The following is a 25,910-nucleotide window of genomic DNA, read 5'->3' on the forward strand; positions in this document are numbered from 1 at the left end:
GTTCGCGTTGACGCGCCACCTGACCAGTTTGAGCATGAGCAGGTCAATTTCGCGGAACCAGCGAAAGGACCTCACATCACCATGGACAAGAGAGCAACAACCGCCCGGCTGCGCCGGCTGGTTGCCGTGGTCGGCACCGCACTGCTGATCCCGCTCGGGGTCAGCAGCACCGCCTCCGCCGCACCGGCCGACTCCGGCGACGGCCACAGGGCCATCACGCTCGGCGCGCCGGAAACGCTGCGCACCGTGACGAAGACCGACGCCACCGCCGCCGGCGACCTGGACTGCCGGCCGGGCGAGTCCGTCCTCACCCGCACCCAGTCCTGCTCGTACTGGAGGATCCCGGTCGAGTACACCGTCAACAAGGTGCCGGAAGGCACCGCCAACCTGTGGGCGAAGTCCACCGCGACGCTGGACCCGCGCAACCGCTACACCTGGCATCAGACGGTCACGCTGCGCCTGACCGACCCCACCACGTGGGCCGGTTTCGCCACGAACGGCTCGGTGGGCTTCGACTGCGGCCACTGCCAGGTGCCCGCATCCGGCGAGCGCTACCTGTTCCCGGGCCTCACCGTCACCTACCAGTTCACCGTGACCTCGCCGGGCCGGGCCCTGGTGAGCGACAGCATCCGCCCGTACGCCACGCTGTCGGCACCCCGGCACGACAAGGGCTCGGCGGTCATCGGCTCGACGTTCCGACCGCGGTGCGACAGCACTCCGCGGATCACTCCGCAGACCACCGGCGGCTGCGTGTACCCGGACGTGCCGGCGCTGTACAAGATCGACGTGACCAACGCGCGCGTGGCCGCGGTCGGCTGGCACGTGCTGTGGGCGCAGCGGAATCTCAAGCACCCGTGGGGCGTGGTGAACAGCCGTTACCCGCTGCACCGCACCTTCGACCAGACGCTGCAGGGGAGGAACCGTGACGTGGCCTGCGGCACCGGCGTGCCCCGTCCGCCGAACCGGCCCGACCTGACCTGCGACGAGTACCCCTTCGCCCAGACCTACGAGGGCGCCAGCCGGAACCCGGACTACAGCTGCCACTTCCTGAACGAGCGGGCCAACTCGCGTGAGGGCTCGGTGCGCAAGGCCGATCTGAACGGGCAGCGCGTACTGGAGAACGATGCATTCTATGTGCAGGTCGTCAACGTGCCGAAAGCGAAGCGGGACCTCGGCGAGCCGAGCCCGTACGGCCCGGTCGGCTGCGGCCACGACTGACCGCTCCGCGAGAGGTGGGGTGTTCACGTGTTCACATGTTCACGAGAGGGTGATGTCATGCCCGTCCTGATCCGTCAGACCTCCGGAACCGTGCACGTGGACGCCTCCACGGTCGACCTGGCCGGGGCCGAACTGGTGGTGGAGTTCGAGCCGGAGTGGACCGGCAACGGCCTGGTCGAGGCCGACCCGGCGGGTGACGGCGCCCGCATCCTGTGCGGGCAGGAGATCGGCAGCATCGCCGTCACCGCCCAGCTGTGGGACGGCGCGCCGCCCCCGGTCGACGATCTCGGGGCCTGGCAGGACGCCGCCGAGGTCTCTGTCGCATGGCGTTCGCCGTTCGTCGACTTCGGCACGACCGGCGACGGCGACGACGCCGCGCACCGCCTCGCCCTGCCCGGCCCGGGCACCTACCGGCTGCGGGTGCACGGCCGGCACCGGGACGACGGCGACCCCCGCGAGGACGAGGACCCGCAGGAGGAGTACCTGATCCAGGTCTGGGCCGCGCCGGATGACGTCGCGGACGTCATCAAGGCCACGAGCGAGACGGCACGCGGCTGGAGAGCGTAGGGCGCCGCGGCCCGGGCGACGTCGGTGTCGCCCGGCCCGCACACCCGATGATTCGGCAGTGATCCGGTCGCAGTCGCTCCCGGCCCTGTCCGGCGGACCTCCGTACCGCCGGACAGGGAGTCGCGGTCAGCAGTTCTTGATGAACCAGACGGGCTTCCAGTTGCCGTGCGGGTCGCCGAAGGGAGCCGGGGGCGTGGTGTAGACCCACTGCATGTGCTTGCCGTACATCACCGCCTGGGTGCCCGGCGTCTGGTTGTTGTACCACGAGCCGCCGCTGCCCCAGCCGTCGCCGGGCAGTTCCCAGGTCCGGCACTTCCACATGGTGAATTCGTAACCGGTGTAATTGCGGCCCTTGTAGGCACAGAAGTTCTGCTGACCGCAGTTGCCCGGGGCGTACATGCCGGACTTCCCTGCGCTCAGGTCCCGTACCCGGCTTTCCCCGGGGACGGTGACCACCACGGCCGAGGCATCGGACAGTGCCACCTTGTCGAGTGCGACCTGCTTGCCGCCCGACTGCGCGATGACGGTGTCGACTTCTCTCTGCACTCCGGCGATCTGGGTGGAGCTGAGGCCTGCGTTGCGCCCCTGGGCCGCGAAGGGGCTCAGCGGGGCGGCGGAGCCGTTGCCTGCTCCTGCGACCACCCCGCCCGCTCCGAGCAGGGCGGCGGCCAGGGTGAGGCCGGTCTTGCGGAGTGTGCTCATGATCAGTTCCCTCCCGTAGGACGTCGAGGAGCGATCGGGGAAGAGACTATGAAGCCATCGAAGCCCGCGCATCCCGCAGAGGGTTGAAGAGGGCCTGACACCGTGAGGGGACACGGGTAAACCCTCGCGGTAGTGCCCGCCTCCGCGACGCTCCTTTTGTCGCCGAAAGTTGATCCCGACCTGGCCGTCGGTTGACAAATTCGCTGCCAACTCCCCTGGATTCGCGAATGGTTTGACACGGCATCCGCGCCTTGACGATGATCAAAACCAGAATCCACGGCCGGAACCGGCAATGAGCCAGTCGTGCGGCAAGAGAAGTGTCTCCAGCCCCGACGGATGATCGGTGCTGTCCCTGTTGCCGTGCAGGCGGACAGCGCGCGATCTGCGAAATGGATTCCCCATCGGGACAACTCATGTGAAGGAGAGCTGGATGGCAAACTATCTGTCTCCCGGAGTGTTCGTCGAAGAGACCGCAGGCGGCTCCCGGCCGGTCGAGGGGGTGGCCACGGCGGTCGCCGCGTTCGTCGGCTTCGCGGAGGAGGGGCCGCTGAACGAGCCCGTCCGGATCACCAACTGGAGCCAGTACACGAAGACGTTCGGCGACTTCGTCGAGGGCTCCTACCTGGCCCACTCGGTCTACGGCTACTTCGCCAACGGCGGCGGTACCTGTTATGTCGTACGGGTCGGCGGGCAGGCCGCGGACGCGGACGCCGTCGGGGGCGCGCAGGCCGTGAGCGCTGCCGCGCCGGCGCAGGTGCTCGGCGGCTTCAAGGTGGCGGCGCTGCCGGCCGCCGCGGGCCGGGAGATCGCGGTCGACGTGCAGCGCAAGCCGGGCGACCCCAAGGCGAGGCGATCCGCCGCCGCCGGCAGCGCCGACAAGACGGCCGACAAGGCGGCCGACAAGGCCAAGGCGGGCAAGGACGGTGCGCCGGAGGCCGGTGGTGCGGAGGATCTGTTCTCCTTCACCGTGAAGGTGGACGGTGTCACCACCGAGGCCTTCGACGTCTCTGCGGAGAAGTCCTCGGCCTCGTACGTGGTGACGCAGGTCAAGCAGCACTCGAAGTTCGTGTTCGTGGAGGAGAGCACGGCCGGTGCCGCGCTCGCCCTGCCGGAGTCCTCCACCCTGGCGCTGCCTGCCGCTCCCTCCGAAGGCGTGACCACCGCTGAGGCAGTGACCAAGGACGTGGTCGGCCGCTACGTGGGCAAGGTCAGTGACCGCTCCGGCCTGTCGGGTCTGGAGGCCATCGACGACATCACCATGGTCGTCGCCCCCGACCTGATGGCCGCCCACCAGAAGGGCAGCGTCAGCCGCGAGCAGGTCAAGGCCATCCAGCTGGCCATGATCAACCACTGCGAGAACATGGCCAACCGCATGGCCATCCTCGACCCGCTGCCGGACATGAGCCCCTCCGAGGTCTATGACTGGCGGCAGAACGAGGCGGGCTTCGACTCCAAGTACGCGGCCCTGTACTACCCGTGGATCCAGGTCGCCGACCCCGTCAGCGGCAAGGGCTTCCTGATGCCGCCGTCCGGCCACGTCGCGGGTCTGTGGGCCCGCAACGACGAGGCGCGCGGCGTGCACAAGGCCCCGGCCAACGAAGTGGTGCGCGGCGCTCTCGATCTGGGTGTGCAGGTCACCAAGGGCGAGCAGGAGCAGCTGAACCCGGCGGGCATCAACTGCATCCGCAGCTTTCCCGGGCGCGGTATCCGCATCTGGGGTGCCCGTACCCTCTCCAGCGACCCCGCGTGGCGCTACCTGAATGTCCGACGTCTCTTCAACTACCTGGAGGAGTCGGTCTATCTGGGCTCGCAGTGGGTGGTCTTCGAGCCCAACGACGAGCGGCTGTGGTCGACGGTCCGGCGCAATGTCAGCGCCTTTCTGCACAACGAATGGCGAGCCGGAGCGCTGTTCGGCGCCAGCCCGGACGAGGCGTTCTACGTCAAGTGCGACGCGGAGACCAATCCGCCGGAGGTCATCGACGCCGGCCAGGTCGTCTGCGAAATCGGTGTCGCTCCGGTGAAGCCGGCCGAATTCGTCGTCTTCCGGATCGCCCAGGAATCCCTGGGCGGTGGCGGTGGTGGCGGCGAGTAGCCCCAGCCTCTCTCACTCAACGCACAGTCACCAATATCTAAGGAGCAGCAACGATGGCTCAGCCGGACAACAAGGTCGGTGGACCGCTCACTTCGAACAATTTCATTTTCGAGCTCCAGGGCGTCCAGCTCGAGCAGCTGAAGAGCGTCAGCGGCCTGGAGGTCAGCCTGGAGGTCGTCGAGAACCCCCAGGTGGGCTCCGACGGCAAGTGGTCCATGAACAAGGTCGCGGGCAACCCGAAGGCACCGAGCATCCGGGTCACCCGGACCATGGAGGAGAAGGGCAAGAACAAGCTCGTCTCCGACTGGATCCAGAAGGCCTATTCCCGGGGTGGGGGCTCCGCGATCACCGCGGAGAAGTCTCAGGCGTCCATCACCTACCGGAACGCCGAGGGCAACAAGGAGATCAAGTTCAACCTGATCGGGGCCTGGGTCAGCTCGTGGAGCGCCGGTGAGGTCAGCGCCGAGTCCAGCGGCGTGACCGTGGAGACGTTCACCATCGAGTGCGACCGGGTCGAGATCGCATGAGGCGCGGGCGCGTGGTCGAAGGGTCGCCGCTCGCGCCGGGGGCGTCCGCAGCGTCCGCACAGAACGACGCGCCCGCTTTCTCGCCGGGGACCGCGGGCCCGGACAGCGGGCCCGCGGCTCTCCGCACCGAATTCCCTTTCACGCTGCCGCGCGGATACGTGGACGAGGACGGGAAGGTGCACCGGCACGGCGTCATGCGGCTGGCCACCGCCCGGGACGAACTGCTGCCGCTGATGGACATGCGGGTGCGGGACAACCCGGCATATCTGTCGGTCGTGCTGCTCGGCCGGCTCATCACGCGGCTCGGCACGCTGAAGAACGTCGACGCGAACACCGTGGAGCAGTTCTTCGCGGCGGACCTGGCGTACTTGCAGAAGTTCTACGAAAAGATCAACACGGACGGCACCTCGCTCGCATCGACAGCGTGCCCCGAGTGCCATCACGAGTTCGACGTGGACCTGGGGAGCCGCCTGGGGGAATGAAGACGTACGCGCCCGAGGACCTGCGCTCCGAACTCGCGTACATCGCCTACCACTTCCACTGGCCGCACGACCAGCTGCTCGACATGGACCACATCGAGCGGCGTTCGTGGATCAGCCAGATCACCCTCATCAATCGACGCCTCGCGGAAGGGACTTGACGGGCATGCTCGACCGGATCATCCGCACCGCCGGCCGCCGCGCGGTGGCCTGGTCCGGCGCGGAGGTCGCGAACGACGCCGGGGGGCGCACGGTTCCCGGGGCGGGCGTGGTGGCCGGCGTGCCCGCACTTTCCCGGGGCGGGGCTGCCCGGCCGGATACCGGCGCGGATGTGGTCTTCTGCGCTGACACCGATGACGATGCCGCTGCCTCTGCCGCTGCCTCTGCCGTTGCCGATGTTTCCGCAGAGGCTGCCCTGGAGACGGCGGCCGATGTGACGGTACGGGTTCCGGTGGTGCTGCCGGGGACGGTCCGCCCTGTCGCGGCGGGCGACTTGACACCGGTCACCGCTGTCCGGCGGATGACGGAGCGGCTGACGGCATTGCGCGACCACCGGCTCAGCGGCGAACTCACCACTCTGATCGACACGGAGGCACCCCTGGTGTTCCGGGCGCGGGCAGGGCTGTGGGACACGACGGGGCTGCCTTCCCGCCGTCCGGTGGCCGAGCTGTACTGGCGGACTGCCGGGGAGACAGTGCACGAAGAGGCCACGGAGGGTGCGGAGGCTGCTCCGCGGGGCCCTGTGCCGGACGCCGCTGTGAGCCCTGGCAGCCCGCGGCCCCGTCGCGGGGCCGAGCACTCCCCTCGACCCCGCCGTTCCCCGGAGCGCAACTCCCATGCCCTGGCGACGCCCCGGGGAACGGCGGTTCCGGACGACGAGCGCGGTACGGTCCCGCATACGACGGATCCGGCAGTCGGCGTGGAGCCCGCCCCTCGGGCCGATGCCCGGGACGCTGCGTCCTGGGTCGTGCCTCAGGGCGGGAGCAAGGCCGTCCGCGAGGACGAGCACGTGACGCACACGAAGGCGACGGCCGGGCACGGAAAGTCGGAAGCGGATACCGTGCCGCAGGCCGGCACAGCGGGCGCTGCGGACTCGGCCACGCCCCGGTCCCGCACCACGGTCGCGGTTCACGCTGAAGAGCGTGCCACTCCCGGCTCCCCAGCGCAGGGGTCACACACGCACTCCGGCTCGCCCTCCCCCGGCAGCGGGCGGGTTGCAGAGGGACCGGCACCATCGGCCGCGCCCGCCCGCCTCTTCAGCACCACGCCGGATGCTTCGGGCGCGGACCTTCCGTGGGCCAAGCCGGAGGCAACGGTTCCGGGCTGCGCCGGCACGGCGGTTGAGAACGAAGACGGAACATTGGAGAACCCGGCGGCTCCGGTCGATGAGCGCAGCATGCCCGGCGGCACAGTGAACCAGGTATCCCTCGCCAGCTCGCCTGCTGCGGCGGCGCACGCGGACAACAACACGTCGTCGGTTGCAGCAAGAACCGCTATGCAAGGCCGTACGTCCGAGGCGCCCGACCAGGTCACACCCTCGCCCAGCACCGGGGCTGCGCCCCAGGACCGACAGCAGCCTGCGCTCAGTGACAACGCGGCAGACGACGCTGCAGCCGCCTCCACCCCTGATGGTGTCACGCACGAGAAGACAGTCGCGACAACGCCCCCGAATGTCGCGAGCGTTGGAGAAGGCGAGGACACAGCACGCGCGGAGGCACCTGCGCCGCGCGGCAACGCGGGCTCGAGCGGAGCAGCTTCGTTCGCCGGGGACAGTGCGACGGACCCTGCGAACGAGCAGCACGTACAGCATGCTCAGCCTGAGACAACCGGCGGCGCGCCGGGATCTACAGCGGCACTCACCCTGCCGCCCGGCGCATTGGGTGCCTTCGGCCGGGCCGCAGACGCCCTCCGGGCGCAATCCGTCACCTCTGCCCGCGAACGTGAGGCACTCAACGGGGGGACGGCCGACACCACGACACCACCTGCCGCGGTCGACGCATCGGACACCCCTTGCCGCACCACAACTCCCGCCGGTGCCGACGCGACAAACCACGTCCCGGGTCGCGGGAGCAGGGCCGATACCCCAACGTCACCGGCCGTGTCCGTGCCCCCGGCCAACGCGTCGACCGCACCGGGCCCGATCACCTACCCCACCAAGCCCACCACAACACACTCCGCCCACAAGCACGACACACGCCACGAAGACCACCACAACATCGAGGACAAGGCCGACCACCCGGCGTCCCCGGCCGCGCCCGGTAACGCGTTGGCTGCTCCCGGCCGCAGCATGTCCCGCACCGGGCCCGGCGCAACAAGTCCAGGTTCCGTCCACGAACGCGAAGGATGTGACAGCGACACAGTCGCGACGCCCTCAGCCGTACCGACCCCGCCGACCCCGCCGACCAGCGGCCCGAACACCCCGCGCCGCGCTGCCCCGCACGAGAGCCTGCTTCGGCATGAGCGGCAGCCGGAGCAGGAGCCGGTGGACGAGCATGCGGCACAGCAGACGGACCCGGCGATGGAAGCGCTCTCCGATACCGGTGACAGGCAGCCCAGGGAACGCGGCGCGGCCGATGCCAACGAGGCACCGGCCAGGGCCTCTTCGGCCTCCGCCCGCAGGCCGGAGACGGCGCTGGAGTCGTCCGCTCCGGTGCGTCTCTCGCATGCCGCCCTGCCGACAGTCGATATGCGCTGGCCCCGCCCCGACGCGCACGCTGTGCCCTCGGACCACGAGGCGCCGGAAGCCGGTTCCCAGCGGGCCGTTGACGTGCCTGCGTCCCCGGCACGGTCCGGTGCTGGGGGCCTGGGTGCGACCGTTTCCCACACCCGGATCCGGCACGCCCCCGAGCCCGGGACAGCCCCCGGCAGCCACCGCGAGCCGCAGCGGCGACCGACGACCGCCGCGTCGGCTCGCCCGACCACGGGCACCGAGGAGCGCGGCCGAATCGCGACGGCTCCGAGGTCCGGGCAGCTTCCCCCGGCTACCCCCGGAGGCGATACCGACCACACCGAGGAGCACCACACGCCTCCCCCTGGCCCGGCAACCCCCGCCGGGCACAAAGGCGTTCCCCTCCCCGGTCCGGTGACCGAAGAGCCGGCACTCGCCGACGCCCAGAGCACGAGCACGTCGCAGGCACCGGATCCGGTCCGCACCGGATACTGCCCGGAGAACACCCGCCTCCCGGCAACTCCGGTACGGGACAGCGGCTTTCCTGCAGCAGGCGGACATCTCCTGCTCCCCCATGCACCTCGGGGCAGTGGCTCCGACGATGCAGATGCGGCCACCACGGGCGCACGCGTCAGCGAGGCGTCGTCGTCCGGTGCAGCGGCCGACGACGCCGCGCACGAGGCCACACGCGCCTTTGACCCGCAGGACCGTGACACGGTCGCGCCGCTCCCGGCGTACACCGATGAACTTCCTGAACGCCCGGTACGCGCCGCGGCTTCCCGCGACCGGGGGCGCAGCCATGCCACGGTTGCCGACCAGGCCACGCGTGTCCGTATCACCCCGACGGCACACCGTGCCCCGGAGCAGTTTCCGCTCGTCGGCCACCCGGGCGCACCTGTGGACCGGGGCCGTGGGCCCGCTCTATCCGACGCCGGGCAGGAGTCCCCGCCTTCCCCGCGCGGTACGGCCGCCGCCCGCCCTGCGGGTCCGGCCACCGACGCGATTCCCCGGTCCTCCGAAGGGGGCAGGCATCACCCGCGCAAGGCCGTCGATCCGCGTGCCCTCACGCCCCTGCACATGCCTATCGGCGAACCGTCCCCGGCACGAACCGACCGGTCTCGTGGCAACCCGCGGAACACGGCAGCGCGCCGCGAACAGCCGCTCAGCGCCCAGCCGTTGGGCGAACTGGCCACACCATTGCCCGCACAAGCAGCGCACCCCGCCCCGGGACGCCTCCCGTTCACCGATCGCCCCGGGCGCCGCGGGGCCGGTCCGTCGCACTCCCCCGCTGGGGGTCCGCAGGACGGCCTCACGCACCCGTCGGCCGACAACGCGCCCGGCACCTCCGACAGCGTCTCGGTGCCCCTCGGCCAGGCCCCCCAGGCGCGCCCGCGCCCGGTCCGTCCCACCGACGCACCGTCCCTCACACACGGTGGGACCACGACGGCGGAAGAGCCAGACGCCCTCCGTGGGCCCGGCCTGCCCGCCGCCCGACCGCCTCGCGAACAGCGGCACGCCGAGGGCGGGCAGAGCCGCACTGTGCCCGTTCCCCACGAGCGGAGCGCTGCCGACGCCGGGCAACGCCCCACCGCACCCGGACTTCACGAGCCGAACGCCGTCGACGCCGACCGGCTCCCCACCACACCCGCCTCCGGCGAGCCGGGCCGTGCAGGCACCGACGCCTACGCCTACGTCGGCACCGGCAACACCGGCACCGGAACCACAGCACCCCCTGCCACCCGCACCAACCACGGCGCAGCCGCACCGCCATCCATGCACAGGCCCACCCCGGACACAGCGCCCACCGACGACCGACGCCGTCCCCCCGCCAACCGGCCGGACAGCAGCGCCCCCGCCGCCCAGGCGGAGACGCGAGCCCCCTCGCGCCCTGGGCAAAGCGCCGGTGCCCCGTCCCCGTCCGCGCAACCACGCACGTCCCACGACACCCCCCGGCACGACACCCACCCGGCCGAGCCGCACCCCACCCCTCGCACCCACCCCGACGACAACACCGCCCCCACCTTCCGCACAGGCCCGCGCCGCATTGCCCGTCTCTCCGTCCCCGAGCACGAGGCTCCGACCCGCCTCCGCCAGGCCCTGGCATCGCTCTTCCTCCTCCGGGGCTCGACCGCCGAGGACCCGCCGAAGGCCGGCCCAACCTCCACCCCCCGCCCCACCAACCCGCCCCAAGTCGGCCCAGGCCGCCCCGTGTTCCGTCGTATCGCCGCACACGCCCCCGAGCCCGGCAGCCGGAACACAGGCACCCCGGCGACCGCCTTCGCCGGCAGTACCGAGAGCACCGTGCCCGTGCCCGACTGGGGCATCCCGCAAGCCGTCCTGCGCCAGGACCGGCACCAGGAATCGCAGAACACCACCACGAGAGACGGAGGTACAGGCCGTGCCCACCGAGCCTGATGCGAGCCCCATCAACCAGTTCTCGTTGTCGATCGACGGCGAGGATCTCGGTCTCTTCACCCGATGCAGCGGACTCGCGCTGTCCGTCGAGGTGGACGAAGTCGTCGAAGGCGGCGTCAACGAGTCCGCGATCCACCTCAACACTCGGATCAAGTACGCACCGCTGGTCGTGACCCGCGCCGTGCGAAGGAACTCGAAGGACTTGTGCCAGTGGGTCCAGAAGTCCGTGAGTGAACCGTCCCTCTCCACGGGGCAGATCGCCTGCCTCGACCAGAAGGGAAGCGAACTGGCCAAGTGGGAGCTGCGGGACGTGATGCCGGTGGCCTGGCGGGGACCGAGTCTGGACGCCGCGGGCGGCTCGATCGCGATGGAGGAGATCGAGTTCGTCTACGGCGGTTTCATCCGCAAGGCCTAGCCCACGCACCGAGCAACTGAACTGAAAGGAGGGCACGTGCCGGAGAAGAAGATGGTCAAGGCCACTCTGGAGATCTATGCGCCGCCGACCGGCGGCCAGGCAGGGCCCGGAGGGCTCCAGGAGACGATCGAGTTCCAGTTCAATCCGGCGGAGCTCTCCCTGGTCAAGGAGGTGTCCTTGGCCCGGCACAACGCGCGGCTCGCCCAGCACACGTCCGTGCCGGAGTTCACCGGCAGCCGTCCCCGGGTGCTGGCGATGTCCGTGGTCCTGGACAAGAGGGACTCCCAGGACAAGTCCGTGGACGGCCGGGTCCGTGCCCTGCTGAGCTGCTGCACGCCCACCGAGAGCAGCCGGGCGGACGACCAGCCCTCCCCTCCGTGGGTCAGGTTCCGCTGGGGCGGCTTCGAGACGGTGTCGTTCCTCGCGTTCATCAGCCGGATGAAGGCGACGTATACGCGGTTCTCGACGGAGGGCGAGCCGTTGCGGGCGGTATGCGAGATCTCGCTGGAGGAGATCGGCACGACGACGCAGGGGCAGAACCCGACCTCCGGCTCGCCCTCCTCCCGGCAGTCCTACGTCCTCGTCCGCGGTGACTCGCTGCAGTCCGTCGCCTTCGGCAGCACCGGCCGGGCCGACGGCTGGCGGGCCATCGCCCAGGCCAACGACATCGCGGATCCTTCACGACTGGAGGCCGGCCGGACCCTGCTGCTGCCGGGCGTCGCCGACCGCTGAACCCTCCCAGCTGCCCCCTTTCACCACCGCACGACAGAGGACAAGGACATGACGGCACGTCATACAGCCGGACTGGGCATCTGGGTCGACGGCCGGCACCTGCCGCCCGCCTGTGACATCGCCCTCGCCTGGGCCTTTGTGACGGAGAACGCCCGCACCCCGGCCGCCGCCGAGCTCGGCTTCCGGGACCCGCGCGGAGCGTCCCTCCTGACGCAGACCGGTATCGAACTCGGCAGCGCCGTCAAGGTGTCCGCCTTCGGCCCCGACGGCACACACGATCTCTTCGAAGGCGAGGTCACCGACTGCGAGGCGCGCGCCTCGGCCGACGGCGACGCGGCGGGCGGCGGAGTGCTCACCGTGATCCGCGCGTTGGACCACGCACACCGTCTCCGCCGCGGCACGCGCGTCCTCGCCTACCGGCAGATGTCCGCCGGGCAGATCGCCCAGAAGATCGCGGACCTGGCAGGAGTGCGCACCGGGAAGATCGACGACCCCGGTGTGGTGTACGAGTTCCTCACCCAACCGGCCATGTCCGACTGGGACTTCCTCTCCCATCTCGCCCGCGAGAGCGGCTGCGACCTGTTTCTCCGGGACGGCAGGCTGCACTTCGAGAAACCGGCCCGCGCCTCTGGCGCGCCGGCGAAGGGCACGCCGTCCCGGCAGAGCCCGTTCGCCCTGGAATTCGGCGAGAACCTGTTGAAAGTCTCCTCCGTCGCCTCCCTGCGGGATCAGGTGACCTCGGTCGTGGTCCGCGGCTGGGACCCCGAGCGCAAGCAGCCGGTCGTCGCGCAGCCGGCACCGCGAACGGCTCCGTCCCGCGACGTGACCTGGCATGCCGAGCGCAGCGTCGTGCGCGGCGAGCCGCTGCTCCTGGCCGGGCTGCCGCGCGGCGTCCAGAGCGAGGCAGAGCACGTCGCGCAGGCCATGGCGCAGGAGGTGGCCGCGGGGCTGACCGGGCTGCGGGCAGTCGTGCGCGGGGAGCCGCGGCTGCGGCTGCGGTCCGCGGTGACGCTCAAGGGCCTGGGCAAGCGCTTCGACGGACGGTACGCGGTGACGTCCGTACGCCACGAATTCCACCCGGACTCCGGCTACTTGACCGAGCTGACGGTCGACGAGGGAACCGACCGTATCGCCGCCGGACGTCCCGGGGACGGCGAGGCGGGTCTGCGCCGCTTCCACGGCGTCATGCCCGCCACGGTCGTCAACATCGAGGACGAGCAGAAACAGGGCCGCGTCAAGCTCCGACTTCCCTGGCTGTCACCGGATTACGAGAGCAACTGGGCGCGCACCGTGCAGCTGGGCGGCAGCCGGGGGCACGGCGTGGTGCTGCCGGAGGTGGGCGACGAGGTGCTCGTCTGCTTCGAGCAGGGCTGCCTGGACCGGCCGTACGTGCTGGGCGGGCTGTACAACGGCGTGGACAAGCCGGTGGACGAACCGGACCCGCACCGCCTCGAACTCGTCGACGGCCGGGGAAAGGCCAACTGGCGGTCGTTCGCCTCGAAGATGGGCCACCGCCTGGAGCTGCTGGACGCGGACCGGGAACACCAGGTGGGCGCCACGCTCATCACCGGCGACAACAAGCTGTCGGTCCGGCTCGACCAGCACAAGACCGAGATCACCCTGCGCAGCGACGGCACCGTCTGCATCACCGCCGAGAAGGGGGTCACGGTGAACACTGCCAGCGGCCCGCTGAAGTTGGTGGGTGACGACGTCACCGTGGTCGGCCGCAAGAGCATCGGTCTCTCGGCTCCTCAGGTCGATGTCAAGGCCAAGGGGACGCTCGACATCTCCGGTGCGACGGCGAAGCTCGCCGGCACGGGCCCCACCGAGATCACCGGTCTTCCCGTCAAGATCAACTGACGGCCGGGACTTCCCGCCGCCCGCAAAGCCGTCTGCAAAGGAGAACAACCCATGCCCGCCGCAGCACGCGTCGGCGACGCGATCGCCTACCTCCCCAACCCGGGCCCGGTCCCCGCGCCCGTGGGCCAGGGCACGCTCGGGCTGCCCGGAGTGCCCACGGTTCTGATCGGGGGCCAACCGGCCGCCACCGTCGGTTCGTTGTGCGCCTACGTCGTGCCGCCGCCCGGGTCGCCCGTCCCGCCGCCCCCCGTACCCGTCGTCCCCCTGCCGCTGCCCAAGCCCGTGCTCATCGGCGGGATGCCCGCGGTCGTCAAGGGCAGCGTGGCCGGCCCCGGTACGGTCACCGGCGGCTGCCCCACCGTCATGATCGGGGGCTGAGCGTCGTGTCCGATGTCTTCATCGGCCGTGGCTGGGCGTTCCCCCTGGGCGTGAGTCCGTCGGGCGGGGTGGCGATGGCCGAAGGGTCCGCCGATGTCGAGCAGGCGGTCCGGCTCATCCTGAGCACCGAGCCCGGAGAGCGGCCCATGCGGCCCGAGTTCGGGTGTGCGATCCGTGACCGGGTCTTCGGTTCCTTCGACGCCTCCGCCAGCGGGGCCATCGCGCACGAGGTGCGGCGTGCCCTGGAGCGCTGGGAGCCGCGCATCGTCGTGGACGACGTCGCCGTGGCGCAGGCCGCGGGGCAGCAGGAAGTGCTGGAGATCCAGATCGCCTACCACCTCGCCGGGACCAACAGCCGCCGCAATCTGGTCCATCCGTTCTATGTGATCCCCGCCCATGAGGGCGAGGGGCCGCACCGCTCCGAGCCTGCGGGCTCCGTTCCGCAAGGGGACGACCATGTCGCTGCCTAGCCCCGACCTCGACGACCGCCGCTTCCAGGACCTGGTCGACGATGCCAAGCGCTTCATCCAGCGCCGCTGCCCGGAGTGGACCGACCACAACGTCTCCGACCCGGGTGTGGCACTCATCGAGGCGTTCGCGCAGATGGTCGACCAGCTCTCCTACCGCCTCAACCGGGTACCGGAGAAGATCCATCTGGAGTTCCTCGACCTGCTCGGTGTGCAGATGACGGCACCCCAGGCAGCGCGCACCGAGCTGACGTTCCGGCTCGCCACGCCCCAGAAGGCGGACGTCACCGTGCCCGTCGGCACCGAGGTGGCGACCCCGCGCACCGGCAGCGCGCCCGCGCGCGTCTTCACCGTCAGCCGGCAACTCGACATCGTCCCCACCGCCCTTGGCCACATCGGCACCGCACACGCCGGGCAGACCCCGGAACTGTCCACCGAGCGTTTCGAGTCCGGGGAGCCGGTGACATGCTTCGCCCAGCCGCCGGCACCGGGCGACGCCCTGCTGGTGGGGCTCACGCAGGCGGCGCCGCGCTGCGCCGTCGCGCTGCATGTGGACTGCCGCATGGACGGCGTGGGTGTCGATCCGCGCCGCCCGCCGCGCGTGTGGGAGGCGTGGTGCGGCGAGGGCTGGCTGCCATGCGAGGTCGAGAGCGACAGCACGGGCGGCCTCAACCGTCCCGGCGAGATCCTGCTGCACCTGCCCGACGGACATGTGGACTCGCTGATCGGACGGCGGCGCGCCGGCTGGCTGCGCTGCCGGATCACCGAGGGGGCCCCGGGGCAGCCCGTCTACTCCTCCTCCCCCAAGGTCGACGCCCTGGAGGCGTACACCGTGGGCGGGACCACGGGCGCGGTCGAGGGCGAGACGATCCCGCACGACGAACTCGGCACCTCCGACGGCACGCCGGGGCAGTCCTTCACCCTCCACCGCACCCCCGTAGTCGCCGGATCGCTGCGCGCAGTGGCCGTGGAGACCAAGGCCGGGCGGCAGGTGTGGAAGGCAGTCGAGTCGTTCGCGGACTCCTCCCCGACGGACCGGCACGTCACCGTCGACGAAGCCTCCGGCACCATCCGCTTCGGCCCCGCAGTGCGCCAACCCGACGGCGAGATACGGCAATACGGTGCCGTGCCCGACATCGGCGCCCGCATCACCGCCGGCGCCTACCGCCGCGGCGGCGGCCGGGCAGGCAACGTCGCCGCCTCCACCCTCACCGTCCTGCGCACTCCCGTCGCCCTCGTCTCCCGCGTCGAGAACCGCACACCCGCCACCGGCGGCGTCGACGCCGAATCCGTCGACAGCGTGCGTCAACGCGCCGGCCACTGGCTGCGCACCCAGGACCGCGCCGTCACCGCCCACGACTACGAGACCATCGCCCGGGCCGCCTGCCGCGAAGCAGGCCGCATCGAATGCGTTGCCGAACCCGCCGGGACCGAACATGCCGGACTCGTACGCGTGTTGATCGTCCCCCAGGTCCGGGATGTGCGGGACGAGAACAGCTGGCGGGACCTGGTGCCGTCCGAGGAGATGCTGTCCGCGGCCGCCCGGGCGGTCGAGGCGGCCCGGCCGCTGGGGGTCACGGTCTCCGTCAGCGGCCCCGCCTACCAGGGCGTCACCGTTGTCGCCGAGATCGAGGCGGCCAAGGGCGCGGACCGGGCCGAGGTCAAGGAACGGGTACTGCGCGCACTGTACGAGTGCCTGAGCCCGCTGCCCTCCGACTCCGGCTCGGGCACCGGCAGCCGTTCCGGCTGGCCGCTCGGGCGGGCGCTGCGGCTGAGCGACCTGTACGCGGTGGCCGCGCGCTGCGAGGACGTCGAGTCCGTGCCCAGGCTGGAGATGTACCCCGCCGACCTCGGCACCGGTGAGCGGCAGGCCGCCGCGGACCGGATCGACGTCGGCCCGGCGACGCTGTTCCTCTCCTTCCGCCACCAGGTGGCCGTGAAGAACGCGCGCTGAGCGCTCCGTTGGAAGTCCGCTGCTTCACCTGCTTCATCTGCTTCATCTGCAGGTACGTCGTGGCTGGTCGCGCAGTTCCCCGCACCTCTTCGGGGCGTCGGCGAACCGCACCGGACCGCGTATGACCCGCTGGCCACCGGAAGAAGAGACCGACTCATGGACAGACTGCCGTCACCGGCACCCGCACCGGCGGTACCCGCAGTGCCGCCCCTGGTGCCCGGGAGCCGGTCGCTGCGCGCGATCCTGCCGGAGAGCTACCGCCAGGGCGACTTCGCCGACCGGTTCATCGCCGGCTTCGACGACACCCTCGCCCCGCTGATCACCTCGCTGGACTGCCTCGACGCCTACTTCGATGCACGTACCGCCCCGGACCACTTCGTCTCGTGGATGCTCGGCTGGAGCAACACCGCGCTGCCTTCCTGCGTCGGCCCGACAGGGCGGCGCAACGCGCTCCTGCTCGGCCACCGGCTGCACGGGCTGCGCGGCACCCGGTCCGGGCTCGACCTCCTCGTGCGCCATGTGCTGGGCGGGCGCCTCGAACTGGCCGAGTCCGGGGGCACGCACGTGACCACCGGCCCGGAGGACCCCTCCGTGCCGCTGCCGGCGGCCAGTTGGGCCCGGGTACGGGTACTTCTGCCGCACGGGACGTCGGCCGGCCGGCCCTGGGTGGCGGAGGACGTCGAGGAACTGGTCCGGCAATGGCTGCCCGCGCACGTCGCGGCGGATGTCACGGTCGAGGACGACGAGGACCCCCTGCTCGTGCGGGGGGCGTCGGGGGGTGAGGCCTGATGGGCACCGACTCGTCCGCACACCGGGGCTGGTACGTGCCCGGCGAGCAGGATGTCTGCGGCAGTTGCGGGGTGGTCGCCTACCCGGGCGAGACGTTCTGCATCTCCTGCGGGGCGTACCGGGGGTGGGACCGTCCCGGCTCCGGACAGCCCGCGCAGCCGCCCGCCGCCGCCTTTCCGGCGGAGCGGGAAACCGTGTACCCGCAGTCCGTATACCGGCAGTCCGTACCGGCTGAGACCGCGCAGCCGGATTCGGGTCAACGCGGCTTCGTGCAGCCTGAGTTCGGGGCCGCCCGGCCCACCGGCCAGGGCGCGTCGGCGCCCGTATCGCCCCGGCCCGCGGACCCGCAGCCCGCTGCCGGGAACCTCTCCTGGGCCGACCCCCTCTTCGCGCCGCTGCCCGGCACGCCGGAGCCGCACAGCGCGCGGACCCAGGTCATCAGCGGCGAGGTCGTGCTGTGGACCACGCCGGCCGAGGACGGGCCGGACGCGCCCACCCCTCCGGGCGGGGTGCCACAGCTGCTGCAGTGCCCGGAGTGCGGCGGGCCCAACACGGAAGCGCGCACGTACTGCCACCCCTGCGGTGCCCTGCTGCGCCCCGAACCCGAGCCCGAAGAGCCGCAACCGACCCGCTGGGAGCGGCTGCGCGAACGGTACTTCGACCGGCCGGAGGTGTGGCACTGGGACCGCCGCTGGGGGGTGGCACTGGCCGCGCTGCCGCTGTGTCTGGTCGCCGGGGTGTCCGCAGGCGGCGCGGTAGCCGCCGCGCACGACGCCGTACCGAGGATCAAGGACCGTTTCCTGGCGCAGGACGCGGTCGCCCCGGACGCGGTGTCCGCCTCCAGCTCCACGAAGGGCTTCGAGGCGGAGCTGGCCTCCGACGGCGTGGACAACCGGGCGTGGGCACCGAAGGGCAGCGGCAAGGATGCCGTCGGCCAGTACTGGACGGCCGAGTTCACCAGCCCGTTCCGGCTGACCTCGCTCCTGATCATCAACGGGGCCGCCAAGGCGCCCAAACAGTTCGCCGAGACCGGAAGGCCCACGAGGATCAAGGTGACCGCCACCACGGCCGGACACGGCACCGTGGAGAAGCAGATCGAGCTGGGCGGACAGCCCGGTCCGCAGCGCTTCGACCTCGGCATCGACGACGTCGTCCAGGTCCAGGTGACCATCGAGGCCGTCAACCCCGGGCTCAAGCCGGACATGCCGGTGGCCATGGCCGAGATCCAGTTCTTCACCCGGCAGGCGTCATGAGCGTACGGGCCGAACTCACCGTCCCCGAGGACGTCATCACCCCCGGCGGCACCGTCACCGCCCACCTGCGGGTGTGGAACGAGAGCCGCATCGTCGACGCCTACGTCCTGCGGCTCCTCGGGCCGCCCGCCGAGTGGCCGGACACCGACGCCGGGCTGGGCCGGCTGGCCGTCTACCCGGGCAACCACGAGAAGATCACCATTCCGCTCACGCTGCCGCGCGACAGCGAACTCTCCCCCGGACGGCTGACGTTCGCGGTGCACGTCGCCTCGGTGGAGGACCCGGCGGCCGTCGCCGTTCCCGAAGCGGTCGTCAACGTCGGCGAGTTCCACGACCTGGCCCTCACGCCGGTGCGCTCGCGGGTGCGCGGGGCGCTGTGGAGCAGCAACCTGGTCGTCCTGGAGAACACCGGCAACGCCACGACGGCCGTCCGGCTGCGCGTGGCCTGCGAAGCCGAGGACGCGCCCCTGCGGCCGAGGCTGCGCCGCGCCCGGCTCACCCTCGAACCGGGCGAACAGGCCCGGATCAGCATCATGACGCGCGTCCTGAACCCCAAGTTCACGGGCACAGCCGCCAACTGGTCCATCGGCGTCAGCGCCGGCTGGGTGGACGGCGCCGACGGTCAGGAGCGCACCGTCGACTACGTCCACCGGCAGCATCCGCTCGTGCCCAAGCCCGTCCTGAAGGCGCTCATCGCGGTGACGGCACTCCTGGTGGCGTTCGCGGCGCTGTGGTTCTCCCCCGTGGGCGGCAAGAAGCCGGAGGCGAAGACCGAGACCGCCAAGGGGCCCACACAACTGGACGAAGTGAAGAAAGCGGAACAGCAGGCGGCGGACAAGCAGAAGAAGGACGAGGAGAAACAGAAGGAGGACGAGAAAAAGGCGAAGAAGGACAAGGAGGAGGCGGGCGCGCCGAAGAAGGAGCAGTTCCAGAGGTCGCTGACCGTCGACACGAAGAACAAGAAGACGAGCGACGTCGACGCCTACACGGTACGGAAGGGCTACCGCCTGGTGGTCAAGTCCGTGCAGCTGAGCGCCTCCGGCCCGGACACCGGCACGCTCTACCTCAAGGCCGGAAACCAACAACTGCTGAGCACCGGCGTGAAGAACGTCAAGGACTTCACGCCGTCCGCACCGCTGTCCTTGAAGGAGGGCAGGAAACTCGCCCTGCAGGTGGACTGCCCCGTGGGCACCCCGGTGCCGAGCGCCTCCGCGTCCGGCGCGCCGTTCGCTCCCCCGGCGACGTCCTGCACCGCCACGGCGAACGTCGTCGGGGAACTGATCCCGCTGACGGGCCCGAACGCCGAGCCGGAACCCTCTCAGGCCTCCTCCTGACCACCACGACCTCTTTTCCTCTCTCCTTTTCCTCTCTTCCTTCCTGGAGTCCGACCCTTGAGCATCGTTCAGCACGTAGACGACACCCTTGAGAAGGAGCTGCGACGCGGCCCCCTGCACGGCGTGAACGCACAGGTCGCCTTCGAGACACCGAACTCCGACTGGTCCGCGCGCCGTTCGGGGCTGTGCGTGAACCTCTTCCTGCACAGCATCGAGGAGGACACCGCGCAACGGCAGACCGGTGACTCCAGCATCATCGACGAACACGGCGTCGTGGTGGGCTATCACCGCCCCGCCCGCCATTTCAGGCTCGGCTACGCCCTCACGGTGTGGGGGCAGAGCCCCCGCGACGAACACCGGCTGCTCGGCACCTTGTTGGAGTGGTGCGTGGCCACGGAGCGGCTCACCCCGTATCCGGGCCTGTCCGCGGGCCCGTTGAGTCTGAAGCTGCGCGAGACGCCCGAGGGCGCGGAACCGCTGGCCACCAAGCTCTGGTCCAGCCTCGGCACTCCGGCCCGCCCGGTCCTCGACCTCATGGTGACCGTGCCCGTGACCCGCCCGGGGGCGACGGTGGAGACCGAGCCGGTCAAGGGCCTCACACTGCGGGCGGCACGGCTGGAGTCGCCGGCCATGCCCGCGCAGCCGCGCGGTGCGCGACGGCCCCGGCGGAACGTCGAGGAGATCGTCTGAGGCGGCACGGCGTCACGTCTCCGTCCTCCCAGCGCCCCAACAAGCAATTGGAGATATCGACTTGCTCACTCTTCACAAGCGTCCATCGCGCGATCACCGTCCGTCGCCGGACGTCAGCAGGAGGGTACCCTCTCAGATGACCCCGGCCCCCATGCCCGTACCGCACGCCGAGCGCGGGCTGGCCGCATGGGCAGCCCACGCGGGGCCCGGCCCGGGGCAGGGCCAGGCCGCGCAACTCCCGTCCGGTCCGCGGGAGGCCGAGAAGAAGCGCATCACGGGGATCGCACTCGCGGCCGTCGCCCCGGCCACCGGCCTCCGGCTGGGCGGCAGCAGGGCACTCGTCCTGCACGGGCTGACCGAACGGCTCACCGACGACATCGACTTGTTCGCGCCCCCGGGCCGGAACGGCTACCAACAGGCCGTCGTCGACGCGCTCCGCGCCGCCGGCTACGACGTCGCCGCGGACGTGACCGACAGCGGAGCCACGTTGGTGGTCACCACGGCGTCGGGGGAACAGGTGGACCTGGAGATGGCCTCCTCCCTGCCCCTGAAGGACGCTCCGGCCATGGTGGACGGCATCCCGGTGATGTCCGTGGCGGACTGTGTACGGCTGAAGTTCGGCGCGGTGTGCTCCAGCAAGCCCCGTGACAAGGACCTCATCGACATCCACGGCATCTTCGAGCGGCTCGGTCCGGACTACATCCGGCAGTTGGACGTCAACCCGCTTCTGCTCGCGGGCTTCTTCCGCTCCCTGAAGCGCGCCGGCGATGTCGGCGACGAGACCTTCGCCGGCTTCGGCGTGCCGCCGGAGCGGGCCGCCCGGATCCGGCAGGACCTGGTGCAGCAGTCCGGGCGGGCCGACGAGGTGGAGGCGGAGATCCTCGCGCAGTTCAACCGGGCGCAGCCGAAGAAGGCGAGGACGGCGAGGAAGCATCCGTGGTGGACGTGTCTGATGCCGTGCTGCGGACCGCAGGACGACTGAGAACCGCTGAGGGCTGCCCCACCCGGGTACGGGGGTTGTCCCCATGGTGGCCGCGCGGTGCCCGCTGCTTGGATCTTGTCCACGGCGGGCACCGTTCCCGCTGCAGCGGAACAAAAGGGGGACCGGAGCAATGCACATGCTCGCGAAAGCACGCCGGATCGGTGTGGTGATGGCTGCTGTCGCAGTCGTCTCGGCCGGTGTCGTGGGGGCAGGGCCTGCGGGTGGCTACGGACATGGGGTGCTGCAGGCGGACGTCCGCAGCGTGCAGGCGGCGGGCGGGGACGTCACCGTGCTGGCGGAGGTGAGTACCGGCCAGGGAACCGTCCGTGCGCGGACGGGGGCGCAGGTGCCGTGGGATGCGCAGTTCCGCACGGCCAGCACCAGCAAGACGTTCACGGCGGCGCTGGTCCTGCGGCTGGTGGCCGACGGCAAGCTGTCGCTGGACGACACCGTGGAGAAGTGGCTGCCCGGCGTGGTGTCCCGCAACGGCAACGACGGTACGAAGATCACCGTGCGGGATCTGCTCCAGCAGACCAGCGGCCTGTTCGACTACGTGCAGGACCCCGACGTCTTCCGCGCCATCACCGAGGACTTCGAAAGGCACCGTTACGACGCGACGCCCGCCGCGCAGTGGGTGGCGGTGGCCATGCAGCACCGGCCGCTGTTCGTCCCGGACCACGCGCACCCGCGCTGGGCCTACTCCAACACCAACTACCTGCTCGCCGGGATGATCGCCGAGAAGGCCGGAGGCGCGGGCTGGCGGGAGCAGGTGGAGAGCCGCATCATCGCGCCGCTCGGCCTGCGGCACACCTACATACCCGGAGCCGACCCGTTCCTGCCCGGCCCGCACGCGCAGGTGTATCTGCGCACGCCGGACGGCGGGCGGCTGGATGTGACGGAGCACAGCCTGCAGCACACCGCGGACTCCGGTGTCGTGAGTACGACGGCCGACTTGGACGCGTTCTTCCGCGCGCTGGTCACGGGCCGGCTGCTGCCGAAGGCCCAACTCGCCGAGATGCAAAGGACGGTGGCCCGTACGGGTGCCACGGAGGACCTGGCCGAGTGGCCGGAAGGCGGGTACGGGCTGGGCCTGCGCTGGAATCCGCTGTCGTGCGGCGGCGGGTACTGGCACCACGAAGGGGACGGTCTCGGCTCGTACACGCGCACCGGCGTCACACCGGACGGACGGCGGGCGGTGGCCGTCTCGGTGACGAGCTCGGGAAGCCGCCCGGACCTGGTCTCTCTCAACAAAGCGACCCGGAAGCTCGTGGACCACGCACTGTGCGGGACGGGCCGCTGAGTCACCGGCCGGCCCGGCGCAACACAGGGGGGAGCCGAACGGACCCCTGCCGGGGCGACACACCTGACTGTCGGTTCAGCCATTTCAGGGTCGCGTGCGGCCCGATCCTCCGGATCCCGACTGACACAGGCTCGTCGGTGCGACAGGATGTCCGTTTGCCGTACTGACGAATGAAAGGCAGCCCGCATGCCGCACCGTGCACCGCAACCGACTGCCGAGTCGACCGACCTGCTCACCGCGGAACTGGTGGTGGACATGGCCTCCCCCGAGGCACCGGCCATCTCGCCGGACGGTCGCCTGGTCGCCTACGGCGTGGTCGCGAACAGCGGAAGGGACGGACGTCCGCACAGCTCTCTATGGGTCGCCGCCGCCGATGGCAGCGCAGCCCTGCGCAGGCTGACCGACGGCACGGCCTGCGACGCCGCCCCGAAATGGGCGCCGGACTCGGCTTTTCTGTTCTTCACCTCCGACCGCGAGGGGCGGGGCACCGCTCAGCTCCAGCGGATCCCTCTGGACGGCAGCGAGGACGGTGCCAAGGCGGAGTCCCTGCCCCTGACCAGGTGGCGCGGGCGCATCTGCGACCACTACCCGCTCGGCGACGGCCGCACCGTCGCGCTGCTCGCCGAGGACGAGCCCACCGCGGAGGACGAGCGCCGGGCGGCCGAGGGTGACGACGCGAAGGTCTGGGGCCGGCACCTCCCGGTCACCCGGCTGCGCCTGCTCGACCTGGCGACCGGCATGGTCCGCACCGTGGACGGCCTCGGGGACCGCCATGTCGTGGAGGTGGCCCAGCGTCCGGACGGCGGCCCGCTGGCCGTGCTGAGCCGGGCCACCCCCGAACCCGACCCCGGTGTCACGACGGCAGGACTGCATCTGGTCGCCCCGGAGACGGGAGCCGTCCAGGACCTGGGCCCGGTCGGAGTCGAGGCCCGGTCCCCGGTCTGGTGGCATTGCGACGGGACCTGGCATCTGGCCCATCTGGCGTTGCCCCGTGGGCACTTGGTAGGCGCATTGGCCGTACTCGACATGGTCCCGCCGGCGACCGGCCCGACCGTCGAACAGCGCAATCTCACGGCCGGCATGTCCGTCTGCCCCACCGAGCTGGTGCAGGTCTCCGACGGGCCGCCCCTGGCGCTGTTCGCCGACGGGCTGGATACCGCGCTGTACCGGCTCGATCCGCAGTCGCTGCGGTTCCACCGATTGTCCTGCGCGACCGGCACGCTCGCCGGGCTCACTGCGAGTCGCTCCGGAGAGACCCTGGCTGTGCTGGCGAGCACTGCGTACGAGCCCAGGAACGTCCACGCGGGACCCACGGGCGGACCGCTGGTCCGGCTCAGCGACACCAGTCCCGAACTGCATACCATCCGCTGGGGTGTCCAGGAACGGCTCAGCTACCGGGCGTCCGACGGACTGCAGTTGGACGGCCTGCTGATCCTGCCGGTCGGCCGGACTCGGGACGACGGTCCCTTCCCGCTTGTCACCCTGGTCCACGGAGGCCCCTACTTCCGCTTCGCCGACGAGTTCGCACTCACTGTGGTCGATTGCGGCCAGTGGCTGGCGACGGCCGGATACGCGGTCTTCCTGCCCAACCCCCGGGGCGGGTCGGGCCATGGCCATGAGTTCGCCGCCGCGGTGGCGGGCGCGGTGGGCGGCGACGAGTGGACCGACATCCTCGCCGGGATCGACCTGTTGGTCGCCGAGGGAGTCGCCGACCCCGAGCGCCTGGGCATCTCCGGCTGGAGCCACGGCGGTTTCATGGCGGCCTGGGCCATCGCCCGGACCGAGCGGTTCAAGGCCGCCGTCATGGGCGCCGGCATCAGCGACTGGGGCATGCAGGCCGGTACCGGCGACGACGGAATCCTGGACGCGGCGCTCGGCGGCAGCACCGGCTGGAACGGGCCGGGACCGCACATCCACGACCGGAACAGCCCGATCTCCTATGTGTCCCGGATCCGCACCCCGGTGCTGATCCTGCACGGCGAGCAGGACACCAACGTCCCGCTCGGCCAGGCGCTCCACTTCCATCGCGCACTGCGCCACTTCGGCGTCGAGCACGAGTTCGTCGTCTACCCCCGAGAGGGCCACGGGCTTCACGAGCGCGCCCATCAGCTCGACGCCCTCCGGCGCATCCGCGCCTGGTACGACCGCCGGCTGTAGGCCCGTACCAGGGCGGGCACCGAGTCGTGAACAACGAACCCCCGTCCGCTGTCGGCCTTGTGACGTGTGTGGGGGCCGGAGCCGGGGCCGGGACCGACTTGATCATCAAGGGTGGTGGGGGAAAGGATCGACACGTCGTGCCGGCCCGATCGGTCGGCGACCCACGAGACGGACAAGGCGGGGCGGGATGAGCGAGCACGGCCGACGGCGGCGTCACCGTACGGTGGACCGGGTCGTGTGGATCCTGGAGGCCGCCGCGCGAGCGCCGGAGGGGGTGACCGTGGCCGAGTTGGCGCGGACGGTCGAGGCGCCGGCGAGTTCGGTGCAGGATCTGGTCAACGGCCTTGTGGCGACCGGTTTTCTGCTGGAACAGCACCGGCGCTTCCGGCTCGGGCCCGCCCCGCACGTCCTCAACCTCATCGCCGGCCGGGTCGTGCCGCGGATCGGCCAGGCCGAACTCGAAGAGATGAGCCGCGTCGCGGGTACCCCGGTGCTGCTCACGGTGCGGGTCGGGCTCGACGCCGTGTACCTCGCGCGCGGCGGCGAGGAGCATATTCCCCGCCTCGTGCCGCTCGCCGACCAGCACATGGCCCGGCCGCTCCTGCGCACCGCCGCGGGCCGTCTGCTGCTGGCCTTCACCGACGAGGCGGAGCGCCGTGGGCTGCTCGACGAGCTCGCCCGCCACGACCCCGATGCGGTCGCCGAGTTCCGCTCTGCTCTTCCGGCGATCCGCGCGTCGCGGATCAGCCGCAGCGAAGGGCTGGCCGATCCCGAGGTCAGTGCACTCGCGATCCCTGTCACCGACGGCCCCGTCGTCACGGGAGCGCTCGCCCTGATCCACCAGCGCCGCGGCCGCTCGGAGCGGCTGCGCCTGGACCGGGCGGCGGCCCGGCTCCTCGCGCACATCCAGGAGAGCCGGATGAGCCGATGA

General features: G+C 71.1%; 22 protein-coding genes. 21 read left to right on the forward strand and 1 reads right to left on the reverse strand.

What is annotated here, in order from left to right; genetic code table 11:
- Positions 1-81 precede the first annotated feature (81 nt).
- Both HG542_RS14570 and HG542_RS14575 read left to right on the forward strand, forming a co-directional pair.
- Positions 82-1,218 carry a NucA/NucB deoxyribonuclease domain-containing protein gene (locus tag HG542_RS14570; RefSeq protein ID WP_171081419.1) on the forward strand — a complete coding sequence of 379 codons (1,137 nt, stop codon included), beginning with the start codon at positions 82-84 and terminating at the stop codon, positions 1,216-1,218.
- A gap of 57 nt (positions 1,219-1,275) precedes the next feature.
- Positions 1,276-1,785 (forward strand): hypothetical protein, encoded by a 510-nt coding sequence (locus tag HG542_RS14575; RefSeq protein WP_171081421.1) that lies wholly within the window; start codon positions 1,276-1,278, stop codon positions 1,783-1,785.
- A 126-nt stretch (positions 1,786-1,911) separates the two neighbouring features.
- Here the strand turns inward: HG542_RS14575 and HG542_RS14580 are convergent, their stop codons facing one another.
- Positions 1,912-2,487 (reverse strand): hypothetical protein, encoded by a 576-nt coding sequence (locus HG542_RS14580; protein ID WP_171081423.1) that lies wholly within the window; start codon positions 2,485-2,487, stop codon positions 1,912-1,914.
- A 430-nt stretch (positions 2,488-2,917) separates the two neighbouring features.
- Between HG542_RS14580 and HG542_RS14585 the strand changes: the two genes are divergently transcribed.
- The 19 genes from HG542_RS14585 to HG542_RS14675 all read left to right on the forward strand — a co-directional run bounded on the left by HG542_RS14585 (position 2,918) and on the right by HG542_RS14675 (position 25,910).
- On the forward strand, positions 2,918-4,579 hold the full coding sequence (locus HG542_RS14585) for a phage tail sheath family protein (protein WP_171081426.1): 1,662 nt from the start codon (positions 2,918-2,920) through the stop codon (positions 4,577-4,579).
- A 53-nt stretch (positions 4,580-4,632) separates the two neighbouring features.
- Positions 4,633-5,106 carry a phage tail protein gene (locus HG542_RS14590; protein ID WP_171081428.1) on the forward strand — a complete coding sequence of 158 codons (474 nt, stop codon included), beginning with the start codon at positions 4,633-4,635 and terminating at the stop codon, positions 5,104-5,106.
- Positions 5,103-5,588 (forward strand): hypothetical protein, encoded by a 486-nt coding sequence (locus tag HG542_RS14595; protein ID WP_171081430.1) that lies wholly within the window; start codon positions 5,103-5,105, stop codon positions 5,586-5,588. Before HG542_RS14590 ends, HG542_RS14595 begins: the two co-directional genes overlap by 4 nt.
- Positions 5,585-5,746, forward strand: coding sequence for a DUF6760 family protein (locus HG542_RS14600; RefSeq protein ID WP_171081432.1), 162 nt, complete (start codon positions 5,585-5,587; stop codon positions 5,744-5,746). The genes HG542_RS14595 and HG542_RS14600 overlap by 4 nt, the downstream gene beginning before the upstream one ends.
- A 4,046-nt stretch (positions 5,747-9,792) precedes the next feature.
- Positions 9,793-10,668: a hypothetical protein gene (locus HG542_RS35945; RefSeq protein WP_171081434.1), complete on the forward strand. Its 876-nt coding sequence runs from the start codon at positions 9,793-9,795 to the stop codon at positions 10,666-10,668.
- Entirely contained in the window at positions 10,652-11,083 is a 432-nt protein-coding gene (locus HG542_RS35950) for a phage tail protein (protein WP_171081436.1), read from the forward strand. The genes HG542_RS35945 and HG542_RS35950 overlap by 17 nt, the downstream gene beginning before the upstream one ends.
- A gap of 36 nt (positions 11,084-11,119) precedes the next feature.
- Entirely contained in the window at positions 11,120-11,815 is a 696-nt protein-coding gene (locus HG542_RS14615) for a CIS tube protein (RefSeq protein ID WP_171081438.1), read from the forward strand.
- A 48-nt stretch (positions 11,816-11,863) separates the two neighbouring features.
- The gene (locus HG542_RS14620) at positions 11,864-13,675 is read left to right on the forward strand and encodes a VgrG-related protein (RefSeq protein ID WP_171081440.1); all 1,812 of its coding nucleotides are present in this window, start codon (positions 11,864-11,866) and stop codon (positions 13,673-13,675) included.
- Positions 13,676-13,726: 51 nt separating this feature from the next.
- Complete coding sequence (locus HG542_RS14625) at positions 13,727-14,053, forward strand: PAAR domain-containing protein (RefSeq protein WP_229922733.1); 327 nt, start codon at positions 13,727-13,729, stop codon at positions 14,051-14,053.
- 5 nt (positions 14,054-14,058) lie between these two features.
- The gene (locus tag HG542_RS14630; protein WP_171081443.1) at positions 14,059-14,523 is read left to right on the forward strand and encodes a GPW/gp25 family protein; all 465 of its coding nucleotides are present in this window, start codon (positions 14,059-14,061) and stop codon (positions 14,521-14,523) included.
- Positions 14,510-16,474: a putative baseplate assembly protein gene (locus HG542_RS14635; RefSeq protein ID WP_171081445.1), complete on the forward strand. Its 1,965-nt coding sequence runs from the start codon at positions 14,510-14,512 to the stop codon at positions 16,472-16,474. The genes HG542_RS14630 and HG542_RS14635 overlap by 14 nt, the downstream gene beginning before the upstream one ends.
- 156 nt (positions 16,475-16,630) lie before the next feature.
- Positions 16,631-17,263 carry a hypothetical protein gene (locus HG542_RS14640; RefSeq protein WP_171081447.1) on the forward strand — a complete coding sequence of 211 codons (633 nt, stop codon included), beginning with the start codon at positions 16,631-16,633 and terminating at the stop codon, positions 17,261-17,263.
- Positions 17,263-18,516, forward strand: a complete 1,254-nt coding sequence (locus HG542_RS14645) for an NADase-type glycan-binding domain-containing protein (RefSeq protein WP_171081450.1) — start codon at positions 17,263-17,265, stop codon at positions 18,514-18,516. The genes HG542_RS14640 and HG542_RS14645 overlap by 1 nt, the downstream gene beginning before the upstream one ends.
- A complete protein-coding gene (locus HG542_RS14650) occupies positions 18,513-19,850 on the forward strand; it encodes a COG1470 family protein (protein WP_171081453.1) in 1,338 nt (445 codons plus the stop codon). Before HG542_RS14645 ends, HG542_RS14650 begins: the two co-directional genes overlap by 4 nt.
- A 57-nt stretch (positions 19,851-19,907) precedes the next feature.
- Positions 19,908-20,540, forward strand: coding sequence for a Pvc16 family protein (locus HG542_RS14655; protein ID WP_171081454.1), 633 nt, complete (start codon positions 19,908-19,910; stop codon positions 20,538-20,540).
- Positions 20,541-20,676: 136 nt separating this feature from the next.
- Positions 20,677-21,522 (forward strand): nucleotidyl transferase AbiEii/AbiGii toxin family protein, encoded by an 846-nt coding sequence (locus tag HG542_RS14660; RefSeq protein WP_171081456.1) that lies wholly within the window; start codon positions 20,677-20,679, stop codon positions 21,520-21,522.
- Between the two features lie 136 nt (positions 21,523-21,658).
- On the forward strand, positions 21,659-22,822 hold the full coding sequence (locus HG542_RS14665) for a serine hydrolase domain-containing protein (RefSeq protein WP_229922734.1): 1,164 nt from the start codon (positions 21,659-21,661) through the stop codon (positions 22,820-22,822).
- A gap of 186 nt (positions 22,823-23,008) precedes the next feature.
- Positions 23,009-24,979, forward strand: a complete 1,971-nt coding sequence (locus HG542_RS14670; RefSeq protein WP_171081461.1) for a S9 family peptidase — start codon at positions 23,009-23,011, stop codon at positions 24,977-24,979.
- 187 nt (positions 24,980-25,166) lie between these two features.
- Positions 25,167-25,910 carry a helix-turn-helix domain-containing protein gene (locus HG542_RS14675; RefSeq protein WP_171081464.1) on the forward strand — a complete coding sequence of 248 codons (744 nt, stop codon included), beginning with the start codon at positions 25,167-25,169 and terminating at the stop codon, positions 25,908-25,910.

This window comes from Streptomyces morookaense (genome assembly GCF_013030945.1).
In the GTDB taxonomy this organism is placed as follows: domain Bacteria; phylum Actinomycetota; class Actinomycetes; order Streptomycetales; family Streptomycetaceae; genus Streptomyces; species Streptomyces morookaensis.

What these genes read in the sequence shown, in the direction of transcription:
- HG542_RS14570 (WP_171081419.1), top strand. Translation starts at nt 82, where the DNA reads ATGGACAAGAGAGCAACAACCGCCCGGCTGCGCCGGCTGGTTGCCGTG.
- HG542_RS14575 (WP_171081421.1), top strand. Translation starts at nt 1,276, where the DNA reads ATGCCCGTCCTGATCCGTCAGACCTCCGGAACCGTGCACGTGGACGCC.
- HG542_RS14580 (WP_171081423.1), bottom strand. Translation starts at nt 2,487, where the DNA reads ATGAGCACACTCCGCAAGACCGGCCTCACCCTGGCCGCCGCCCTGCTC.
- HG542_RS14585 (WP_171081426.1), top strand. Translation starts at nt 2,918, where the DNA reads ATGGCAAACTATCTGTCTCCCGGAGTGTTCGTCGAAGAGACCGCAGGC.
- HG542_RS14590 (WP_171081428.1), top strand. Translation starts at nt 4,633, where the DNA reads ATGGCTCAGCCGGACAACAAGGTCGGTGGACCGCTCACTTCGAACAAT.
- HG542_RS14595 (WP_171081430.1), top strand. Translation starts at nt 5,103, where the DNA reads ATGAGGCGCGGGCGCGTGGTCGAAGGGTCGCCGCTCGCGCCGGGGGCG.
- HG542_RS14600 (WP_171081432.1), top strand. Translation starts at nt 5,585, where the DNA reads ATGAAGACGTACGCGCCCGAGGACCTGCGCTCCGAACTCGCGTACATC.
- HG542_RS14620 (WP_171081440.1), top strand. Translation starts at nt 11,864, where the DNA reads ATGACGGCACGTCATACAGCCGGACTGGGCATCTGGGTCGACGGCCGG.
- HG542_RS14625 (WP_229922733.1), top strand. Translation starts at nt 13,727, where the DNA reads ATGCCCGCCGCAGCACGCGTCGGCGACGCGATCGCCTACCTCCCCAAC.
- HG542_RS14635 (WP_171081445.1), top strand. Translation starts at nt 14,510, where the DNA reads ATGTCGCTGCCTAGCCCCGACCTCGACGACCGCCGCTTCCAGGACCTG.
- HG542_RS14640 (WP_171081447.1), top strand. Translation starts at nt 16,631, where the DNA reads ATGGACAGACTGCCGTCACCGGCACCCGCACCGGCGGTACCCGCAGTG.
- HG542_RS14645 (WP_171081450.1), top strand. Translation starts at nt 17,263, where the DNA reads ATGGGCACCGACTCGTCCGCACACCGGGGCTGGTACGTGCCCGGCGAG.
- HG542_RS14650 (WP_171081453.1), top strand. Translation starts at nt 18,513, where the DNA reads ATGAGCGTACGGGCCGAACTCACCGTCCCCGAGGACGTCATCACCCCC.
- HG542_RS14660 (WP_171081456.1), top strand. Translation starts at nt 20,677, where the DNA reads ATGACCCCGGCCCCCATGCCCGTACCGCACGCCGAGCGCGGGCTGGCC.
- HG542_RS14665 (WP_229922734.1), top strand. Translation starts at nt 21,659, where the DNA reads ATGCTCGCGAAAGCACGCCGGATCGGTGTGGTGATGGCTGCTGTCGCA.
- HG542_RS14670 (WP_171081461.1), top strand. Translation starts at nt 23,009, where the DNA reads ATGCCGCACCGTGCACCGCAACCGACTGCCGAGTCGACCGACCTGCTC.
- HG542_RS14675 (WP_171081464.1), top strand. Translation starts at nt 25,167, where the DNA reads ATGAGCGAGCACGGCCGACGGCGGCGTCACCGTACGGTGGACCGGGTC.